The sequence below is a fragment of the Candidatus Accumulibacter contiguus genome, assembly GCF_036625285.1.
GTDB classification, from domain to species: Bacteria; Pseudomonadota; Gammaproteobacteria; order Burkholderiales; family Rhodocyclaceae; genus Accumulibacter; species Accumulibacter contiguus.
This window is the reverse complement of the sequence record NZ_JAZKUC010000001.1, coordinates 2268960-2288976: the sequence shown is the minus strand read 5'-3', so window position 1 is coordinate 2288976 and position 20017 is coordinate 2268960. Positions and strand designations below refer to the sequence as shown.

Below are 20017 nucleotides of genomic sequence, written 5' to 3'. Positions count from 1 at the left end.
TTGCCTAAGAAGCGGGCGCCACACTAGACTGTCGCGTTACGTCAAATGAGGAGATCGCCATGCCATTTGCCATTCGTATGCACCGCACCGGTGGCCCCGATGTGATGTGTTGGGAAGAGCTTGAAGTCGCCGAACCGGCGCCTGGAGAGGCGCGCGTACGCCATCAGGCCGTCGGCCTCAACTACATCGACATCTATCATCGCAGCGGTCTTTACCCGCTGCAGTTGCCGAACGGTCTCGGCCTGGAAGCTGCGGGCGTCGTCGAAGCGGTCGGCGCCGGCGTCAGCGAGCTGCGCCCCGGCGATCGCGTCGCTTACGCCGGGGGTCCGGTCGGCGCCTATAGCCAGGTCCGCTGCCTGCCCGCCGACCGTCTGCTGAAGTTGCCGGATGCGATCGATTTTCGCACCGCGGCGGCGATGATGTTGCAGGGTCTGACCAGCGCCTATCTGCTGCGCCGCACCTATCGCGTCCAGGCCGGTGACAGCGTGCTGATTCATGCGGCTGCCGGCGGTGTCGGTCTGATCGCTTGCCAGTGGGCCAAGGCGCTCGGTGCAACGGTGATCGGTACGGTGTCGACCGCGGCCAAGGCGGCGCTGGCCGCCGCGCATGGCTGCGATCACGTCATCGACTATACACGCGAGGACTTTGCCCGCCGGGTCCGTGAAATCACCGTCGGCGAGGGCGTGGCCGTGGTCTATGACGGGGTCGGCAAGGATACCTTTGCCGGTTCGCTCGACAGCCTGCGCACCTGTGGGATGCTGGTCAGCTTCGGCAATGCCTCCGGTCCGGTGCCGCCCTTCGACCCACTGTTGCTGTCGCAGAAGGGTTCGCTGTTTCTGACCCGGCCGACACTGATGCATTACACGGCCAAGCGCGAGGATCTGCTCGCGCTCGGCGCCCAACTGTTCGACGTGGTCGGTAGCGGGCAGGTGAAAATCGAGGTCCACCAGACTTACCCCCTGGCAGAAGTGGCACAGGCACATCGTGACCTCGAAGCGCGCAAACATAGCGGATCGACCATCCTGCTGCCCTGATGCAGCATTTGCGCGCCCGGCTGATTGCCCTGCGCTATTTGCTGGCGACGGCCTGGCCGATCGTCCTGATCACGGCGATCGGTCTGGCCGTCGCCTACCAGTTCGTCGCGCCCGAGCCGCCCCGACGCATCACCATCACCACCGGCAGCGACACCGGTGCCTACTATGCCTATGCCCAGCGCTACGCCGTCCTGCTGGCTGCCAAAGGCGTCACGCTCGACATCCGGACCTCTGCGGGTTCGCACCAGAACCTCGAACGTATCGAAAAGGGTGAGGCCGACATCGCCTTCGTGCAGGGCGGCATTGTGTCACCAGCCGTTGGCGAGGACGAAGAAGAAGGTCCGCTGCGTTCACTGGGCAGCGTTTCCTACGAACCGGTGTGGGTGTTCTATCGCGGAGAACGACGTGTCGACAAACTGCACCAATTGGCGGGTCAGCGGATCGCCGTTGGTGAGGAGGGCAGCGGTATTCGCGGGCTCGCGCTGAGCTTGCTGGAGGCCAACGAGATCCCGGCCAACAGCCCCAACCTTTTGCCGATTGCCGGCCTGACCGCCGCCGAAGCCCTGCAGCAGGGGCAGATTGATGCTGCCTTCATCGTTGCCGCCCAGGAAGCGCCGGTCGTGCAGGTGATGCTGCGTTCGCCGGGCCTGCGGGTGGTCAGCCTGAGCCAGGCCGAAGCCTATCTGCGCCGTTTTCCGTTCCTCTCGAAGATCGTGCTGCCGCGTGGGGTCGTCGATCTGGTGCGCGATGTACCGCCACGCGATACCCTGCTGCTGGCGACGACGGCCAATATCATCGTTCGTGACGACCTGCATCCGGCGTTGGCGAGTCTGCTGCTGCAGGCGATGAGCGAGGTCAACGGCAAGGGAGGCTTTTTCCAGCGTGCCGGCGAATTCCCGGCCTACAAGGACCACAGCTTTCCGCTATCGAAAGATGCCGAGCACTACTACAAGTCGGGGCCTCCGTTTCTGCAGGTGTATCTGCCTTTCTGGCTGGCGGTGCTGGTCGAGCGCCTGTTCGTGATGATCCTGCCATTGTTGATGTTGTCGCTACCGCTGTTGAAATTCGCGCCGGCGATCTATAGCTGGCGTGTGCGCTCGAAAATCTTTCGCTACTACGGTGATCTGAAGTTCCTAGAAAACGATCTGCGTCATCACTATGACCCGGCTTGCCACCAGCAGTACGTGGGCCATCTCGATCGTATCGACGAAGGGGCTAGTGCGCTGAATATTCCACTGGCCTTCAGCGATCTGCTTTACACTTTGCGCGAGCACATCAATCTGGTGCGTGATGAGCTTCGCCGGCTTGCCACCAACCATGACAAGGACAATAAACAATGAAATCCTTCCTGATTGCGAATCCCAAGGGCGGGTCGGGCAAGTCGACGCTGGCCATCAATCTGGCCGGTCATCTCGCACGCAGTGGCCAGCGTGTGATGCTCGGTGACGTCGATCGTCAGCAGTCGTCGCGGGAATGGCTGCGTTTGCGGCCATCGATCCTGCCACAGATTCGGAGTTGGGAGATCGAGCCCGGAAAAACCGCCAAACCACCGAAGGGCACCACGCATGTGATTCTCGACACGCCCGCTGGTTTGCACGGCAAAGCGCTCGACACCGTCGTCAAACAGGTCAATCGGGTCATCGTTCCGCTGCAGCCCTCGCTGTTCGACATTCTTGCGACAGGCCATTTCCTGGAGACGCTGCTGGCCGAGAAAGCGATCCGCAACGAACAGGCTTTCGTTGCCGTGGTCGGCATGCGCGTCGATCCGCGTACCCGCTCTGCCGCCGAGCTGGAGCGCTTTCTCGCGAAGTACGACCTGCCGGTCCTCACCCATCTGCGCAGTACGCAGCTCTACGTGCAGACAACGATGCACGGGATGACCATGTTCGACCTTTCGGCATCCCGTGCAGCGAAGGATCTGGAGCAATGGCAGGCGATCATCGACTGGGTGAACAGTTAGCACACCGATTGCCTGATCGATCCGGGTCAGGCCAGCAATTCAGCAGTGCGACAGCGCAACGACTGCCGGCAGCATAGCGATCATCGCGTTTGTCGTTTCGCCTCGGGGTAAAATGGCCGGATGCCTGAAGCCCCGTTCATCCACCTCCGCCTGCACAGCGAGTATTCGATCACCGACGGCATCGTCCGTCTTGCCGATGCGGTTGCCCGTGCTGCCCGCTACGGCATGCCGGCACTGGCGCTGACGGACCTCGCGAACCTCTTCGGTCTGGTCAAGTTCTATACCTCGGCGCGCAGTCAGGGGATCAAGCCGCTGCTCGGCAGCGATGTCTGGATTGCCAACGACAGCGACCCCGACCGCCCCTATCGTCTGCTGCTGCTCTGTCGCTCGCGGCAGGGCTATCTGCAGCTCTGCGAGCTGTTGTCGCGCGCCTACCTGGCGCCGCGGGTGCGTGGGCGGGCCGAAATCACGCGCCGGATGCTGCAGGAAATCGGTGTCGATGGGTTGATCGCTCTCTCGGGTGCCGCTGCCGGCGACGTCGGCGAAGCCCTTTTACAGGGCAACCACGAACAGGCTGCGAAGCGCGCGCGCCGCTGGGAGCAACTGTTCCCTGCTGCCTTCTACCTCGAAGTGCAGCGCTATGGCCAGGCGCAGCAGGAGTCGCTGGTCGCCGTCACCGCCGATCTGGCGGCCGATCTTGAACTGCCGCTGGTTGCCACGCATCCGATCCAGTTTCTCGAACGCGAAGACTTCAAGGCGCACGAGGCAAGGGTGTGCATTGCCGAGGGTTATATGCTCGGTGATCCGCGCCGCCCAAGCCTGTATACCGAGGAGCAGTATTTCAAGTCGCCCGACGAAATGGTCGAGTTGTTTGCGGATCTTCCCGAAGCGCTCGAGAACTCGGTGGAGATCGCCAAGCGCTGCAATCTGCAGATCATTCTCGGCAAGAGCTACCTGCCGGCTTTTCCGACCCCGGACGGGGTGACGCTCGACGATTATCTCCGCCAGGAGGCAGTTGCCGGCCTTGAGCTGCGCCTGCAGCAGCTTTTTCCTGACCCGGTCGAACGTCTCGCAGAGCGCCCGGCCTACGACGCTCGCCTGCAGCTCGAGACCGACACCATCGTACAGATGGGATTCCCCGGCTACTTCCTGATCGTTGCCGATTTCATCAACTGGGCCAAGCACAACGGCTGTCCGGTGGGGCCGGGCCGCGGATCGGGTGCGGGTTCGGTCGTCGCCTACGCTTTGGGGATTACCGACCTCGATCCCTTGCGCTACGCGCTGCTCTTCGAACGTTTTCTCAACCCCGAACGGGTGTCGATGCCCGACTTCGACATCGACTTCTGTCAGGACAACCGCTGGCGGGTGATCGAGTACGTGCGCCAGAAGTACGGGGCAGCAGCGGTCTCGCAGATCGTCACTTTCGGCACCATGTCGTCGAAAGCGGTGATTCGTGACGTCGGCCGCGTCCTCGATCTGCCGTACAACTTCTGTGACCAGCTTTCCAAACTCATCCCGGTCGAGACCAACAAGCCGCTGTCGCTGGCCAAGGCGATCGTCGCCGAGCCGCAATTGAAGGCCAGGATCGACGACGAGGAAGAGGTCCGCAATCTCTTCGATCTGGCCGCACGCCTCGAAGATCTGACGCGCAATGTCGGCATGCACGCCGGCGGCGTGCTGATTGCGCCCGGCAAACTCACCGACTTCTGCCCGGTCTATTCGGCCGACGGCGGCGGTTCGGTGGTTTCCCAGTACGACAAGGACGATGTCGAGAAGGTCGGGCTGGTGAAGTTCGACTTTCTGGGTCTGCGCAACCTGACGATCATCAAGCTGGCGCTCGACTACGTCGAGAAACTCAGTGGCCAGCGTCCCGATCTGACTGCGCTTTCCTTCGACGATCCGCTCGCCTATCAGATTCTCAAGGACGGCAATACCACCGCGATTTTCCAGGTTGAATCGGAGGGCATGAAGAAACTGGTCCGGAAGCTCGCTCCCGATCGCTTCGAGGACATCATCGCGGTGCTCGCGCTGTACCGGCCGGGACCGCTCGGTTCCGGAATGGTCGACGACTTCATCCTGCGCAAGAAGGGCCAGCAGAAGATCGACTATTACATCGACGATCTGAAGGTCTGCCTCGAACCGACCTATGGGGTCATCGTCTATCAGGAACAGGTGATGCAGATCGCGCAGATCATCGGCGGCTATACGCTCGGCGCCGCCGATCTGTTGCGGCGTGCGATGGGCAAGAAGAAGGCCGAAGAGATGGCCCTGCACCGCGACCTGATGCGCGAAGGGGCGAGGAAGAAGGGTTACGACGAAAAGCTGGCGATGCAGCTTTTCGACCTGATGGAGAAATTCGCCGAGTACGGCTTCAACAAGTCGCACACTGCCGCCTACGCCGTCGTCACCTACCACACCGCCTGGCTGAAGGCACACCATTGCGCCGCCTTCATGGCGGCCACGCTGTCGTCGGACATGGACGTCACCGACACGGTGAAGATCGTTCATGACGACGCCATCGCCAATGGCCTGCGCATCCTCGGGCCGGATGTGAATGCCTCCGAATACCGCTTCACGCCGGTGGACCGCAGCACGATTCGTTACGGTCTCGGCGCCGTCAAGGGAACCGGCGAACAGGCGGTGAACGCGATCCTGAGGGCGCGCGAGGCCGGCGGTCCGTTCAAGGATCTGTTCGATTTCTGTCGACGCGCCGACAAACGCCTGGTCAACCGTCGCACCATCGAAGCCCTGATTCGTGCCGGCGGTTTCGATTCGCTCGACAGGCATCGCGCGCGTCTGCTGGCTTCGGTCGGCATCGCCATGGAAGCCGCCGAACAGGCCGAGCGCAACGCCATGCAGGTCAGCCTGTTCGACCTCTTCGATGCCGGCGAGCAGAGGGACGAACTGGGCCCGAGGTATGTCGAAGTGCCACGCTGGAGTGAGCGACAGCAGCTCAACGAAGAGAAGCTGGCGCTTGGTTTCTACTTCTCCGGCCATCCCTTTCATGGCGTTCAGGCCGAGGTGTCGCACTTCGTGCGCAAGCCGCTGGCCGCGCTCGAAGCGAGGAAGGAAACGCAGTGGCTCGCCGGCCTGGTGGTCGGCGTCCGCAGCAAATTCACGGCACGTGGCAAGATGGCCTTCATCCAGCTCGACGACGGCACCAGCGCACTCGAAGTCTCGGTGTTCAACGAACTGCTCGAAGCCGAACGTGCCAAGATCAGGGAAGACGAGGTGCTGATCATCGAAGGCCGCGTCCAGCGCGATGATTTCGCCGGCGAAGGCCGCGTCAAAATCGTTGCCGAACGTCTGTTGACGCTCGCCGAAGCGCGCGGCCGTTTTGCCCGTCATCTGCGCCTGTCGCTCAACGGCCAGGCCAGCGGCAGCAACGCGCGCACCGCCGTACACCGCCTGCAAACCCTGCTGGCGCCTTACACTCCCGGCGATTGCCCGGTGCGGCTGGCGTATCGAAACGGGAACGCGACCTGCGAACTGGCTTTCGGCGACGCCAACCGGGTTCGCCTCGAAGACGACCTGCTGACAGCGATACGCGAATGGTTGGGGAGCGACAATGTCAGCGTGGACTACGCGTGAAGGGATGGTCGCGTAGCGCCGGCGGTCCGCTCGCGATCCCGCTCGTCACTCCGGTGTGAGCGGGCCGGTGAGTGCGGCAATCGATGCCGGCCCTGGGGTGAGCGCCCTGGCCAGCGCTGCGACTTCGCCGCCGACGGCATCCATTGCGGCACGCAGCGGAGCGTCGGGAGCCCGCAGGTCGTCGTTGGCGCGCAGCATCTGCTCCAGGCGCGCCGCCAGTTCCGCCAGCCGCCTGGCTCCCATGAGGGCGCCGCTGCCCTTCAAGGTGTGCGCCACGCGTATCGCGCTGACGTGATCCCCCTCGGCCAGGCTCGCCGCCAGCAGCGACATGTCATCGGCGTGCGAGGCGAGAAATTTGCCGATCAGGGCCAGATACTTTCCGGTGTTGCCACGCAGGGCGACGAGAATTTCCTCCGTGTCCATGCCGGGCAAAGCGGTCAGGCGTGCCATGGCGGCTTCAGCCGCTTCTGGTGACGCTGGCGTTGCCGGTAGCGTCACCGCCGATGCTGGCGCCATTCCGCTGTCCGTCACTATGAAAGTCGCGAGCGACTCATGAGCCATCGCGTCAGGCAGCCACTTCAACAAGGCCGCATAGAGCAGGCCGGGAGTCATCGGTTTGCCGACAAAGTCGTTCATGCCCGCCTGCTCGCAGGCACGGCGGACCTCGTCGAAGGCGTTGGCGGTCATCGCCACGATCGGTCTGGTTTGCCAGCCGGGCAGGGTGCGGATGGCACGGGTAGCCTCCAGACCGTCCATGTTCGGCATCTGCATATCCATCAGGATCAGATCGTAGTCGGTGCCCTGTACCATCGCCAGCGCCTGCTCACCATCGGCCGCCGCGTCTACCGCCAGGTCGACGGCACGCAACAGTTCCTCTGCCACCTCGCGGTTGATGGCATTGTCTTCCACCAGCAGGATGCGTTTCCTCGCGCAACGCTGGCGTAGCCTGACCTCGGCATCGGCAATCTCCAGGGTCGGACTGACGGGCACGATGCCACGACCGCGCAGCAGGCGGGCGGTCAGCCAGAAGGTGCTGCCGACGCCGGGCGTGCTTTTGACGCCGATTTCGCCACCCATCAGGTGTGCCAGGCGCGCGGTGATGGCGAGTCCGAGGCCGGTGCCACCGTACTTGCGCGTCGTCGAGGTGTCGGCCTGTTCGAAGGCCTGAAACAGTCGCGCGCTCTGATCGTCGGTAATACCGATACCGGTGTCCTCGACCTCGAAGCGCACCAGCAATTTGTCATCCTGCTCTTCGAGCAGCCTGGCGCGCAGGGCAATCCAACCGTGGTCGGTGAACTTGACCGCGTTGCCCGCGTAATTGAGCAGTGCCTGGCGCAGCCGCGTCGGGTCGCCGCGCAACCACAGCGGCACGGCATCACGTTCGAGGTCGATCCGCAGGCCCTTGCGGCGTGCCGATTCGCCGATGATCGAAGCGACGCTGTCGAGAATCGCCGAGAGATGGAAATCCGTGCTCTCCACCTGCAATCGGCCGGCTTCGATCTTGGACAGGTCGAGGACATCGCTGATGATGGCGAGGAGGTGCTGCGCGGCGCCGTCGATCTTGTCGAGTCGCTCGGCCTGTGCCGCCGTCGCTCCGGTACGCCGCAGGAGGTGCGTCAGGCCGATGATGGCGTTCATCGGCGTGCGGATCTCGTGACTCATGTTGGCCAGGAACGCGCTCTTGGCCCGGTTCGCGGCCTCGGCCGCCTCGGCCCGGCGCGCGAGTTCCGCCTGCATCTCGGCGATCTCACGCTCGCGCCGGCTGCGCTCGCTGTTGTCGACCATCGTCGACCGGCTGAAGAGGAACTCTCCCGCGGCATTGCGCACCAGGTCGGCGCTGATCAGCACCGGCAGGATACTGCCGTCCTTGCGCAGCCAGTCAAAAGCCAGATCACGTACGCGGCCGCTGCGGCTGAAGACGGCAAAGCGCTGATTGAACAGCGCGCGGCTTTCGGCGGTCATGAACTCGCCGACCTTGTGGCCGACGAACTCTTCCCGGGAGTAGCCGAGCAAGTCGAGTTCAGTCTGGTTGACCGCGATGATCGTCCCGTCGGCGGCCAACGAGTGATAGCCGCAGGGTGCGCGATCGTAGAGGTCGGTGATTTCCTCGGCACGCTGCGTCAGTGCGAGATTTGCTTCCGCCAGTTCGGCGGTCCGTTCGGCGACCAGTTGTTCGAGGTGATGGCGATGGCGAGCGAGTTCGTCGCTCATTAACTTCTTCTCGGTGATGTCCTGCACCGTTCCGATCATGCGCCAGGGCTTGCCGTCGGCATTCCTTTCGAGGGCGCCGTGGCCGAGCAGCCAGCGGCTCACCCCGTCGATCGGGCGTGTGCGAAATTCCAGACTGGACATGCGCTGTCCTGCCAGGCAGGCGGCAGACCAGTCGTGCATGCGCGGCCGGTCGTCGGGATGCAGCAGGTCGACGAAACGATCGAAGCTCAGCGATTCACCTGGCCGCGGCGGCAGACCATACAGCCGGAAGGATTCTTCGCTCCAGATCACCTGGCCGGACGCGATGTCCACCATCCAGCTACCGACATGCGCGATGGCCTGCGAATCTGCCAGTAGCCGTTCCTGTTCGCGCAGCTTGTTCTCGGCCTGCTTGCGCTCCGTGATATCGCGGGAGATACCGAACAGTCCGATGACCTTTCCATCGCCATCGCGCAGCGGCCCCTTGGTGGCCAGGAAGGTGCGTGCCCCATCGGCGGTGGAAAGCGTTTCCTCATACGTATTGATCCGGTTTTCGTCAATTGCCCGGCGGTCGTTGGCACGGAGCATCGCGGCCTGTTCTGGCGGAAAGAGCGCCGTGTCGTCGCAGCCCGGAATCTCCTCGGCTTTCCTGTCGATCAGTCGGGCCGCTCCCTGGCTGAAGGCCAGGTAACGACCTTCGAGATCCTTGGCGAAGATGGCGTCGGTCGACGCCTCGACGATCGAGGCGAGGAATTGCTGGCTGCGGAGGCCCTCCTCACGCGCTTCCTGCTCGCGCCGCGACCAGTCCAGCGCTTGCTGGAGGAGGCCGCGCACCAGGCCATAGAGCAGCATCGACGTCACGGCGACGAAGAGCCAGCCCTTCAGCGTGCTGGCGAGAAGGATCCGGTTCGGATCCTGGAAAAGCCAAGCCACCGCCTTGTCGGAGAGCACGATCCAGAGTCCGGCAAAGATCGCGTAGATGAGGACGAGACGCAGGGCGCCGCGGGTTGGAGATGGTCCGGTCGTCGCCTGGGTCGGCCCGGCTCTTGAGGGATTCATCGCTGCGGTTTCCAGGAGGTTCCAGAATCGACCCTTTCGGACCATCGAGGTCTTCGCGTGAATCGTCGACGATCAGGAAGGTGGCACGGTGTTGCGCGGTCATCAACGGTTCTTCTCGACAGAGAAGAAAGCGCAGACGTTGGTTCATTCCAGCAGTATGCACCTGGATGGGGCCTCATGCCAGTACGCTGACCATCGCCGATGTCGCCGACCGGAAGGGGTTTGCTAGAATGCCCCACCTACCAGCCGGTTACGTCGCTCGCCATGCTCTCTGCGGACAATCCCATCCTGAATTCCCCCTATGACGAGCCGGCCCGGCACTATGCCACCGACGCCCAGGGCAACCTGAACTACCGGGACATTCGCCCGGGCCGCCGCCTCTTCACGCCGGATGTGCCGCAGGTGCCGATCGGCCAGCAGAACCAGGGCAGCATGTTCGACCTGAACGACTTCCAGGCCGAGTACGGCGAACACCTGATCAACCGGCTTCGGGACGAACTGCGCACCTGGCGTGACTCCGGCTACCGGGGCGTTACCAGCCGCGTCACGCGCGATCTGCTCGACTACTGGTTTGCCAACCCCGAGCGGGCCGCGCACCAGAAGCTGTTCTTCGCGCAGCAGGAAGCCGTCGAGGCCGCGATCTGGCTCAACGAAGTCGCGGAAAAATCGAACACCGGTACACATCTTCAGAGCGCGGCGAAGATGGCAGGAAAGTGGAAAGCCGAGAGGACGAAAACCAGGTGCTGCGCCGCGTTCTCGGCAGCTTCAAGGCCGGGCGCCGGCTGCTGGTGATCAATGACGAAGCGCACCATTGCTACCTGCCGCGCGCCAAGGGCAGGGATACCGAACTCGACAATTCGGAAACCGAAAACGAACGCGCCGCCGTCTGGTTCTCCGGCCTGCGCGCCTGCACCCGGCGCTTTCAGGTGCGTGTGGTCTACGATCTGTCGGCAACTCCCTACTACCTTTCCGGCTCGGGGTTTCCGGCGTACTCGCTGTTTCCCTGGGTGGTCAGCGACTTCGGCCTGATCGAAGCGATCGAAGCCGGGCTGATCAAGATTCCTTTCCTGCCGATCGACGACAGCAGCCAGGCGATCGACGAGCCGGTCCTGAAAAACCTCTACGAAAACTGCAAGGCAGAACTCCCGCGCAAGGGGCAGCGTACGCAGCGTCGCGAGGTGCAGGAAACCTCCGTCGGCGAAGCCGCGCCCAACTTGCCGGCCGGGCGCTGCGCCGCCGCTACTACTTTATCGACCCGAAGACCGGCAAGTTCCCGCCCGAGTACGCGCACATCATCGGCATCCCCTTCAAGCTGTTCAAGGCCGGCCAGAGCAGCCACACCGAGCCGCCCGAATACGCCACGCTGCGCGCGCTGCGTGAGCGCGACAGCCTCGAAATCCGCTTCCCCAACCGGCTACCGCCTGCAGACCGACAGCGACCACCTTGCCGCCGACTTCACCGGCACGCCCGATTATTGCCTCGACACCACCCGCCTGCCGGTCGAAACCACGCTCGGCACCGCCGTCTCGGCAGACCGCCAGACGATGCGCCTCAAGCTCGACGAACTGCGCGACCAGACCGTCATTTACAAGCTGACCCGCGACTACCTGCGGCGCATCCACGGCGACGAAGCGCAGCGGGCCGACCTGCGTCTCTTCCAGCAGGTCAGGCAGATCGTCGAGCGCTGGTACGAGGAAAAGCTCAAAGTCGTCGGCGAAGACAACCCGATCTACAAGCGCCTGGTGATCTACGAAGACCCGCAGCCGGTCGTCGAGAGCATCAACCGCGGCATCGTTGCGCACGCCGCCGAACGCGAGCGCGTGCTGCCGATTCTCAACCACTACAACCCGCAGGGCAGCACGCGGCACGTCTTCGGCCACACCAGCCGCAATACCTGGCCAACCAAAAAAAGCCACGTCAATCTGGTCGTCGCCGACACCGGCACCTGGGTCAGGATCGAAATCGACGCTGAAGCCTTCGACCGCCTGTATGGCTTCGTTTCCCATCCCATTCCTTTCCGGGCCGGCAGGCGCGTGGCGGTGCGCGTGGTCAGCCAGTTCGGCGAGGAATCGACCAAGGTACTGCAACCATGAGCACACAGCGAAGAACGCCGGTGGCCGCCTGCGCCTCAAGATCAGCCTCGACTCCTGGGAACCGGCTATCTGGCGCCGCGTCGAGGTCGACAAGGATCTGACCTTCTGGGAGTTTCACCGCGTGATCCAGGAGGCCATGGGCTGGGACGACGACCACCTGCACGAGTTCCGGGCGGCCGGCCGGGTGGTGGGCATGCCCAGCCTCGACGACAACATGTTCGGTGGGCAGCCGGCGCTTCCCGAAGACACCACGACGCTCGGCGAGTTGCTGGCGCGACAGCGCAAGTTTCGCTACTGGTACGACTTCGGTGACGACTGGTGGCACACCATCGCCATCGAGACGCGCCTGCCGCCCGACCCGGCGGCGCCGCGCGCCGTGCTGGTCGCCGGCGAAGGCGCTTGTCCACCGGAGGACTGCGGTGGGGTCTATGGCTACGCGAATCTTCTCGACGTCCTGAAGGATCCGGAGCACGAGGATCACGAGGAGATGATCGAGTGGCTGGGCGACGATTTTGACCCGAACCGGTTCGATTTGCCGACACACGCCCAGCGCGTCAGTCAGGTGGTGGCGAGATGAAAAGGACCCTGGCCGGCACCGGCCGGCAGCAGCCGTTCCTTGCCGATCAGGAGGGGTGAGCGATGCCGCCAGCCGACCAGCAGACGACGGAACGCGTCTTTCTCAGCTACAGCCGCGCTGACCAGACGGTGGCGATCGCCTTGCGCACGGCGCTCGAACAGGCCGGGCTGAGTGTCTTCAAGGATGACGATTCGCTGCGCACCGGCGACAGGTGGCTGGAGCGCCTGCAGGAGGCCCTGCACGGCTGCTCTGCGTTCGTCGTTCTCATCGGCAGGGAAGGCGTGCGCCGCTGGGTCGGCGCCGAGGTGCAGGTGGCCCTGATCCGCCACCTGGCGCCGGCGAAGGACGCCGAGCGCCTGCCGCTGTTCCCGATCTTCCTCGAAGACGCCAGGCCGGAGACGCTGCCGCCGTTTCTCGTCCTCTTCCAGGCCACCCGCTGGCGGGCGGCCGAGGCGCTGCCGGCCACACTGCTCGACGCCATCCGGGCGCGCGCCATCCGCCTCGACTCGCCGCCGGCCATCGAAGGCTGCCCCTTCGTCGGCCTCAACGCCTTCACCAGCAAGGATTCCCGGCTGTTCTTCGGACGCCGCAAGGAAACCCTCGAGGCGCTCGCGTGCCTCGGCGAGCAGCAGCCGGCCGACCCCGACAGGCTGCGCGCCGGCGGCGCCGGCTTCTGCCGCTGGCTGCAGATCGAGGGCAACAGCGGCGCCGGCAAGTCGTCGCTGGTCAATGCCGGCCTGTTGCCGATGATCGAACAGGGAGCGCTGTGGGCGCGCACCGGCTGCGAGCGCTGGCGAATCCTCGGGCCGATGATGCCGGGCAGGGACCCGCTGGAGAAGCTGGCGGAGGTCGTCGAGCACGCCCTGATCGCCGCCGGCGAGCGGCGCGACACCCGCGCCCGCGCGCAGCGCTTCGCACAGGACGAGCGCGCACGCGTACTGGCGCTCGACCTGCGCGACGCACGGGAAGAGCAGACCGCATTCCTGCTGATCGTCGACCAGTTCGAGGAACTGTTCACCTTCGCCGACCCGGCAGCGCGCAAGCAGTTCGACGCCCTGCTCGCCGGGGCGCTGCAGGACCCCGAGTGTCCGCTGTTCCTGATCAGTACCGTGCGCGCCGATTTCCTCGATCGCTTCGAACAATTGCCGCGCCTGCAGGAAATCTACAACAGCCTCTGCAAGCGCTACTTCCTGCCGACGATCTCCGAGCACGGGTTGCGCGAAGTCATCGAGCAACCGGCGCGGCTCGCCGGCCTCGACGTCAGCGAAGTCAGCACGGCGATCCTCGCAAACGCGCTTGACGAGATCGGTTCGCTGCCGCTAGTCGAGAACGCGCTCTACACGCTCTGGCAGCAGCGCCAGGGAAATGTCCTCAGCGGCGAGCGCTACCGCGAGTCGAACGGCATCGCCGGCATGCTCAGTGCGCAGGCCGACGCGCTGCTGGCGCGCATCGACGGCGAGGTCGCCAAGGGCAGGCAATCGGCGCTCGAACTGCTGCTGTGGCTGACCCGCATCAACGACGAGGGCCGCCACACGCGGCAGCGCATCCCGCGCGACCAAGCGGCGAGGATTGCCGGTGACGGCAAGGCGGCGGCCGGCGAGCGCGTGCTGCGACTGCTCTCCGGCGAGCGCCGCGCCGACGTCGCCGCGCCAACGCACGCCGGTTCGCTGCGGCTGATCACGATCGGCACCGAGCAGGACCAGCAGTACGTCGACCTGATCCACGAGACGCTGATCCGCGCCCGCGTCAAGGATCCGAAGACCGGTAAGGCGATCGGCTACTGGCCGACGCTCCACGACTACATCGAGAAGAACCGCGATCGCGACATGCTTCGGCAGCAGCTTCGTTTCCAGGCCGAGCAGTGGGGCCGCAGCGGTTCTCTCGGACGCTGGTGGAACCTTGCCGGCTGGTACGACCTCTGGCGCTACCGGCGGCTGCGCATCGACCTGCTCGGTGCGGAAGAACGCCGCTTCGTGCTGTGGAGTCGCTGGTCCGGAGCGATGAAGCTCGTCGTCCTGCTGGGGGTGTTCGGCAGCGTGGGCGAAGGCGTATGGTGGGCCAGCCGCAACAACCTGCCATTCGACTACGCGGTGCAGAAGCCGCTCTGGTTCTTGAGGTCGCTTGCCGGCCATCCGCTGCTGCCGGAGATGGTGGACATCCCGCCGGGAAGCTTCACGATGGGCTGTCTGGCGGGACGCGACGACGTCGAAGGCGCGACCTGCGGCAAGGACGACGTCGCGCATCAGGTGACGCTGTCCCGGCCGTTCGCTCTCGGCAGGTACGAGCTTACCTTCCGCGAGTACGACTACTACGTGTGGGACCAGCAGCGCCACGGAAAGGAGGTCGAATACCCGTCGGATGGCGGCTGGGGACGTGCCGATCGCCCGGTCATCAACGTCAGTTGGCACGACGCCAGGGCTTACACGCAGTGGCTGAGCCAGCAGACGGGCCAGGCCTACCGATTGCCGACCGAGGCCGAGTGGGAGTACGCCGCCCGCGCCGGGACGGATACGGCGTACTGGTGGGGGAAGGACTTCGCGCAGGACAAGGCCAACTGCCGGGGACGCAGGACGACGCCGGTGCGGGATCGTCATCCGAACCCCTGGGGACTGCACGACACCGCCGGCAATGTCTGGGAGTGGGTCGAGGACCGCTACGCCCCGTATTCTGCAGATCCGGCAAGGGATCCGTCGGGACCAGACGAAGGCGTGTCCCGCGTGCTGCGCGGCGGGTCCTGGAGCAATAACCCGAGGTACTGTCGCGCGGCGAACCGCGTCGACCTCGCTCCGGACGACCGTTACGACCTCATCGGCTTCCGGGTGTGTCGTGGTGCCCCCATCGAACCGCTGCGCGCTGCGCCGCTGGCCACTGAAACGCTGCCGCGCTGATCACTGGGCGCCGCGTAGCGGCGCCCGCGAAATTTTTTGACCCCGTCGTGGCATCACCCCGGCTTCGCGGCACGTCGCCAGGCGTCAGCACCAACGGTGCCAGCAGGTGCTGGCGCAATCCCCACGATTCATCCACCGGGCCAGGGATACTCGCTCGCTTCGCTGCCTGCCTGCGCCACTGATGGTCAGTGGGGCTGACCGCCGAGTTTCTCGAAAGCTTCATTGGCCGACAGAAAGACCTCTCCGGATAGCGATGCCCAAAGGGGCGACTTCATCAGCCGGTCCTGGACCGGCCCCTTGACCTCGGCAAGGTGCAAGCGCTTGTTTCGTTCGGCGAGGGCCTGGTTGAGTTCGCTGAAGACCGCTACTGCCGTGGCATCCATCCGGTTGACTGCGCTCATCACCAGCACCAGGTCGCGGATTGCGGGGGACGCTTCCAGTTGCTGAGTCAGGCGAAGTTCGACGGCGCCGAGGTTGCCGAAGAAGAGGCTTTCATCGATGCGCATGAACCTAGTTCCTTAGCCAGGCGGGAAGAAATCGGTTTGCGAGAGGCATTGCGCGCTTGGCAATCCAAGAAGGTGGTAGTCTTGACAGTCCTTCGACAGTATCTGTTGTCGACTTGGACCCTGTCAATCGACGAATCGAGAACCCTTTTCAACTCGGTTGTACGCCTGCTTCGCTGACCGATGACCCCAAAAACCGCATCTTCCTCGCACACCCGCCAGCCAGCCAATCCCTTTGCCGATTGCCTGGCGCTCGATCAGCGCCGGCTGCGCTCGCTGGCGCGCGATCTCCGGCACCTCTTCGGGACGAAACGCGATGCGCTGCAGGCCGAAAGCGACCGCCTGCTCGACCGTTCGCAGGCGGCCGTCGTCGCCCGCCGCGCACGGCTACCCCGGCCGGAGTTTGCCGATGATCTGCCCGTCAACCTGCGCCGCGACGAGATCACGGCGCTGATCGTCAGGCATCAGGTGGTGATCGTCTGTGGCGAAACGGGTTCAGGCAAGACCACCCAGATCCCGAAGATCTGTCTCGACATTGGACGCGGAACGACCGGTCTGATCGGTCACACGCAACCACGCCGAATCGCTGCGCGCGCCACCGCCGCGCGTATCGCACAGGAGTTGCAGAGCGAGTTCGGCACGCTCGTCGGCTACAAGATTCGTTTCAGCGACCGTACTTCTCCAGACGCCTTCATCAAGCTGATGACCGACGGCATCCTGCTCGCCGAGACGCAGGGTGACCCCTGGCTCGAACAGTACGATACCTTGATCATCGACGAGGCGCATGAACGCAGCCTGAACATCGACTTTCTGCTTGGCTACCTCAAGCAGCTCTTGCCGAAGCGGCGCGACCTGAAGCTGATCATCACTTCGGCGACGATCGACGCCGAGCGTTTTTCGCAGCATTTCGACGCTGCGCCGGTCATCGAGGTCTCGGGCCGCCTGTATCCGGTCGAAGTGCGCTATCGCCCGCTGCAGGTGGAGAAGGAGGAAGCGGCTCCCGACGACGAACGCGATCTCTACGATGCGATCGCAGACGCCTGTGATGAGTTGCATCGCGTCGGGCCGGGCGACGTGCTGGTGTTTCTGCCGGGTGAACGCGAGATCCGCGAGGCGGCCGAGGCGCTGCGCAAGCACCACCCGCCACACACCGAGATCCTGCCACTGTTTGCTCGCCTTTCGGCAGAGGAACAGAGCCGGATCTTCAAGCCGCACGTCGGTCGGCGGATCGTGCTGGCGACCAATGTGGCCGAGACCTCGCTGACCGTGCCGGGAATCCGCTACGTCGTCGATTCGGGTCTGGCGCGCGTCAAGCGCTACTCGTATCGCAACAAGGTCGAGCAACTGCAGATCGAAAAGATCGCGCAGGCTTCGGCCAACCAGCGGGCCGGGCGCTGCGGCCGGGTGGCGGCAGGGGTGTGCATCCGTCTCTACGAAGAGCAGGACTTCGCGCTGCGGCCGGCATTTGCCGATCCGGAAATCATGCGCTCGTCGCTGGCCGGGGTGATCCTGCGCATGAAGGCGCTGCGCCTCGGCGACATCGAGGATTTCCCGTTCATCGAGGCGCCCCCGCGCAAGGCGATCAGCGATGGCTACCAGTTGCTGCTCGAACTCGGTGCGGTGAATGCCGAGCATGCGCTGACCGCGACCGGCCAGGAACTCGCGAAGATGCCGCTCGACCCGCGGCTCGCGCGGATGATCGTCGCTGCTCGCGACGAAGGCTGCCTGCGCGAGGTGCTGGTGATTGCGGCCGCACTTTCCGTACAGGATCCACGCGAGCGGCCACAGGAGCGACAGGGGGCGGCCGACGCCGCGCACCGGAAATTCGCCGACGAGAGGTCGGAGTTTCTTTCCTGGCTCAGGCTCTGGGACTGGTATCAGGCCGAATTCGAGCACCGCAAGTCGCAGCGCAAACTCGTCGAGGCCTGTCACGACCATTTCCTCTCGGCCCTGCGCATGCGCGAGTGGCGCGAAGTGCACAGCCAGTTGCACGCCGTCGCAGCCGAGCACCAATGGCAGGAAAACCAGTTGCCGGCGACTTACGACGCAATCCATCGCGCGCTGCTCGCCGGCCTGCTCGGCAACCTGGGATGCAAGTCGGAAGAATCTGCACACTACCTCGGCGCGCGCGGCATCAAGTTCCTGATCCATCCGGGATCGACGCTGCAGAAGAAGGCCGGCAAATGGATCGTCGCCGCCGAGATCAGCGAAACGACGCGGCTCTTCGCGCGCTGCGTCGCGCGCATCGAACCCGCATGGCTTGAGCAGGTCGGCGCACACCTGCTCAAGCGCAGCTGCTTCGACCCACACTGGGAGAAGAAGGCGATGCAGGCGATTGCTTTCGAGCGGATCACCCTGTATGGCATCGTCGTCGATGCGCGCCGGCGAGTGAACTTCGGGCCGTTGAATCCACAGGAGGCGCGCGAGATCTTCATCCGCCAGGCGCTGGTCGGCGGCGAGGTCAGTGAAGAGTTCGAACGGCGCTGGGCCTTCCATCAGCACAACCAGCAGTTGATGCTCGAAATCGAGACACTCGAACACAAGTCACGCCGGCCCGACGTGCTGGTCGACGACGAGCTGATCTTTGCCTTCTACGATCGGATCGTCCCCGCGGGCATCTACAGCGGTGCCAGTTTCGACAAGTGGCGACGCGACGCCGAGCGCGCCACGCCACGTCTTCTGTACCTGCAGCGCGAAGACCTGATGCGGCACGAGGCTGCCGGCGTGACCAGCGAGGCCTTTCCGCATCAACTGCGGCTCGGCGGCGTCGATTATGAGCTGGCTTACCACTTCGACCCCGGCAGCGCGCGCGATGGGGTGACGCTGAGCGTGCCGCTGGCGCAACTGAACCAGATTCCGGCCGCGCGCTGCGAGTGGCTGGTGCCGGGATTGCTCAAGGAAAAGGTCGTGCAGCTGGTGAAGACGCTGCCACAGCGCTTGCGTGCCAAACTGGTGCCGGTGCCCGACTTCGCGGCCGAGTTCGTCGCGCAGGTGTCGCCTTCGGACAAGCCGCTGGTAATGGCCTTGATCGCCTTCATCCTGCAGTCGCGAGGACTCAACGCGCGCGGCTGGGAGATCACGCCCGATGCCTTCCGCCCCGACGCCTTGCCCGCGCATTTCTCCCTGAATTTCCGCCTGCTCGACGAAAACGGGCGCCAGCTCGGAATGAGCCGTAGCCTCAGCGATCTGCGCGCCGAGTGGGGTCGTGAAGCGAAGCAGGAGTTCTCCGAGCTGCACGAAACGCCTGGCGAGTACTCGGGAATGAGCGACTGGACCTTTGGCGAACTGCCCGAGCGGATGGAAATCGGGGTGGGCGGCGGACAACGGCTGCTCGGCTACCCTGGATTGGTCGACGATGGCGACAGTGTCTCGCTGTGCGTCTTCGATTCTCCCGAAGAGGCGCGCCAGGCGCATGCAGCCGGGCTGTTGCGACTGTTCATGTTGCAGTTTCGCGAACAGCAGAAGTATCTCGAGAAAAATCTGCCGGGGCTCAACCAGATGGCACTGCAGTTCATGGCGCTCGGTACGCTCGATGAGTTGCGGCGGCAGTTGATCGATCTGAGCTTCGCACGTGCGTGCCTGCTCGATCCCTGGCCGAACGATGCGGCCACTTTCCGCGCGCGTTGCCTCGAAGCCAAGCCGCGGCTCGGGTTGCTGGCGCAGGAGATCTGCCGTCTGCTCGGGCAGATTCTCGGCGACTGGCAGGCGCTGCAGAAAAAGCTGCCGGCATTCAAGGCCTTCGCCAGTACGCTGCAGGATATCGAAGGACAATTGGCGCGCCTGATCCACAAACGTTTCATTGCCGAGACGCCTTTCGAACGCCTGCAGCAGTATCCGCGCTACTTCCAGGCGATCGCCCTGCGTCTCGACAAACTGAAGGCGGGCGGTGTTCCAGGTGCAATTCGGGATGCACGCCTGCTGGCCGAGTTCGCACCGCTCTGGACAAATTACGAGCGCCGTGCCAGTGTGCTGGCCAGGCAGGGGGTGAGTGATGTGCGGCTCGAACAGTTCCGCTGGTTGCTCGAGGAATTGCGCGTGCAGTTATTCGCGCAGGAACTGCGCACGCCGGTACCGGTATCGAGCAAGCGCTTGCAGAAGATGTGGGAAGGCCTGTGAACCGTT

Annotated in this window: 11 protein-coding genes; 9 read left to right on the top strand and 2 right to left on the bottom strand. The window is 64.3% G+C overall.

Annotated features, from left to right (window positions below; all coding sequences use genetic code 11):
* Positions 1-59 precede the first annotated feature (59 nt).
* From V5B59_RS11205 to dnaE, 4 genes are all read left to right on the top strand, one after another.
* A complete protein-coding gene (locus V5B59_RS11205) occupies positions 60-1034 on the top strand; it encodes a quinone oxidoreductase family protein (RefSeq protein WP_169070010.1) in 975 nt (324 codons plus the stop codon).
* On the top strand, positions 1034-2374 hold the full coding sequence (locus V5B59_RS11200; protein ID WP_169070009.1) for a TAXI family TRAP transporter solute-binding subunit: 1341 nt from the start codon (positions 1034-1036) through the stop codon (positions 2372-2374). The genes V5B59_RS11205 and V5B59_RS11200 overlap by 1 nt, the downstream gene beginning before the upstream one ends.
* Positions 2371-2994, top strand: coding sequence for a ParA family protein (locus tag V5B59_RS11195; RefSeq protein ID WP_034909855.1), 624 nt, complete (start codon positions 2371-2373; stop codon positions 2992-2994). Before V5B59_RS11200 ends, V5B59_RS11195 begins: the two co-directional genes overlap by 4 nt.
* Before the next feature lie 120 nt (positions 2995-3114).
* Positions 3115-6585 (top strand): DNA polymerase III subunit alpha, encoded by a 3471-nt coding sequence (gene dnaE / locus V5B59_RS11190; RefSeq protein ID WP_169070008.1) that lies wholly within the window; start codon positions 3115-3117, stop codon positions 6583-6585.
* Between the two features lie 45 nt (positions 6586-6630).
* Here dnaE and V5B59_RS11185 read toward each other — a convergent pair whose 3' ends face one another.
* Complete coding sequence (locus V5B59_RS11185; protein ID WP_332351870.1) at positions 6631-9834, bottom strand: PAS domain S-box protein; 3204 nt, start codon at positions 9832-9834, stop codon at positions 6631-6633.
* Between the two features lie 264 nt (positions 9835-10098).
* Between V5B59_RS11185 and V5B59_RS11180 the strand changes: the two genes are divergently transcribed.
* The 4 genes from V5B59_RS11180 to V5B59_RS11165 all read left to right on the top strand — a co-directional run bounded on the left by V5B59_RS11180 (position 10099) and on the right by V5B59_RS11165 (position 15392).
* On the top strand, positions 10099-10626 hold the full coding sequence (locus V5B59_RS11180; RefSeq protein WP_034911629.1) for a hypothetical protein: 528 nt from the start codon (positions 10099-10101) through the stop codon (positions 10624-10626).
* Positions 10548-11927: a hypothetical protein gene (locus tag V5B59_RS11175; protein WP_169070006.1), complete on the top strand. Its 1380-nt coding sequence runs from the start codon at positions 10548-10550 to the stop codon at positions 11925-11927. Before V5B59_RS11180 ends, V5B59_RS11175 begins: the two co-directional genes overlap by 79 nt.
* Positions 11824-12504 carry a plasmid pRiA4b ORF-3 family protein gene (locus tag V5B59_RS11170; protein ID WP_332351869.1) on the top strand — a complete coding sequence of 227 codons (681 nt, stop codon included), beginning with the start codon at positions 11824-11826 and terminating at the stop codon, positions 12502-12504. The genes V5B59_RS11175 and V5B59_RS11170 overlap by 104 nt, the downstream gene beginning before the upstream one ends.
* A gap of 62 nt (positions 12505-12566) precedes the next feature.
* A complete protein-coding gene (locus V5B59_RS11165; RefSeq protein ID WP_169070005.1) occupies positions 12567-15392 on the top strand; it encodes an SUMF1/EgtB/PvdO family nonheme iron enzyme in 2826 nt (941 codons plus the stop codon).
* A gap of 185 nt (positions 15393-15577) precedes the next feature.
* On the opposite strand, the gene V5B59_RS11160 is transcribed toward V5B59_RS11165, so the two are convergent.
* Entirely contained in the window at positions 15578-15898 is a 321-nt protein-coding gene (locus tag V5B59_RS11160; RefSeq protein WP_169070004.1) for a sodium-independent anion transporter, read from the bottom strand.
* Positions 15899-16078: 180 nt separating this feature from the next.
* Between V5B59_RS11160 and hrpA the strand changes: the two genes are divergently transcribed.
* Complete coding sequence (gene hrpA, locus V5B59_RS11155) at positions 16079-20011, top strand: ATP-dependent RNA helicase HrpA (RefSeq protein ID WP_169070003.1); 3933 nt, start codon at positions 16079-16081, stop codon at positions 20009-20011.
* The last annotated feature ends 6 nt before the right edge of the window (positions 20012-20017 follow it).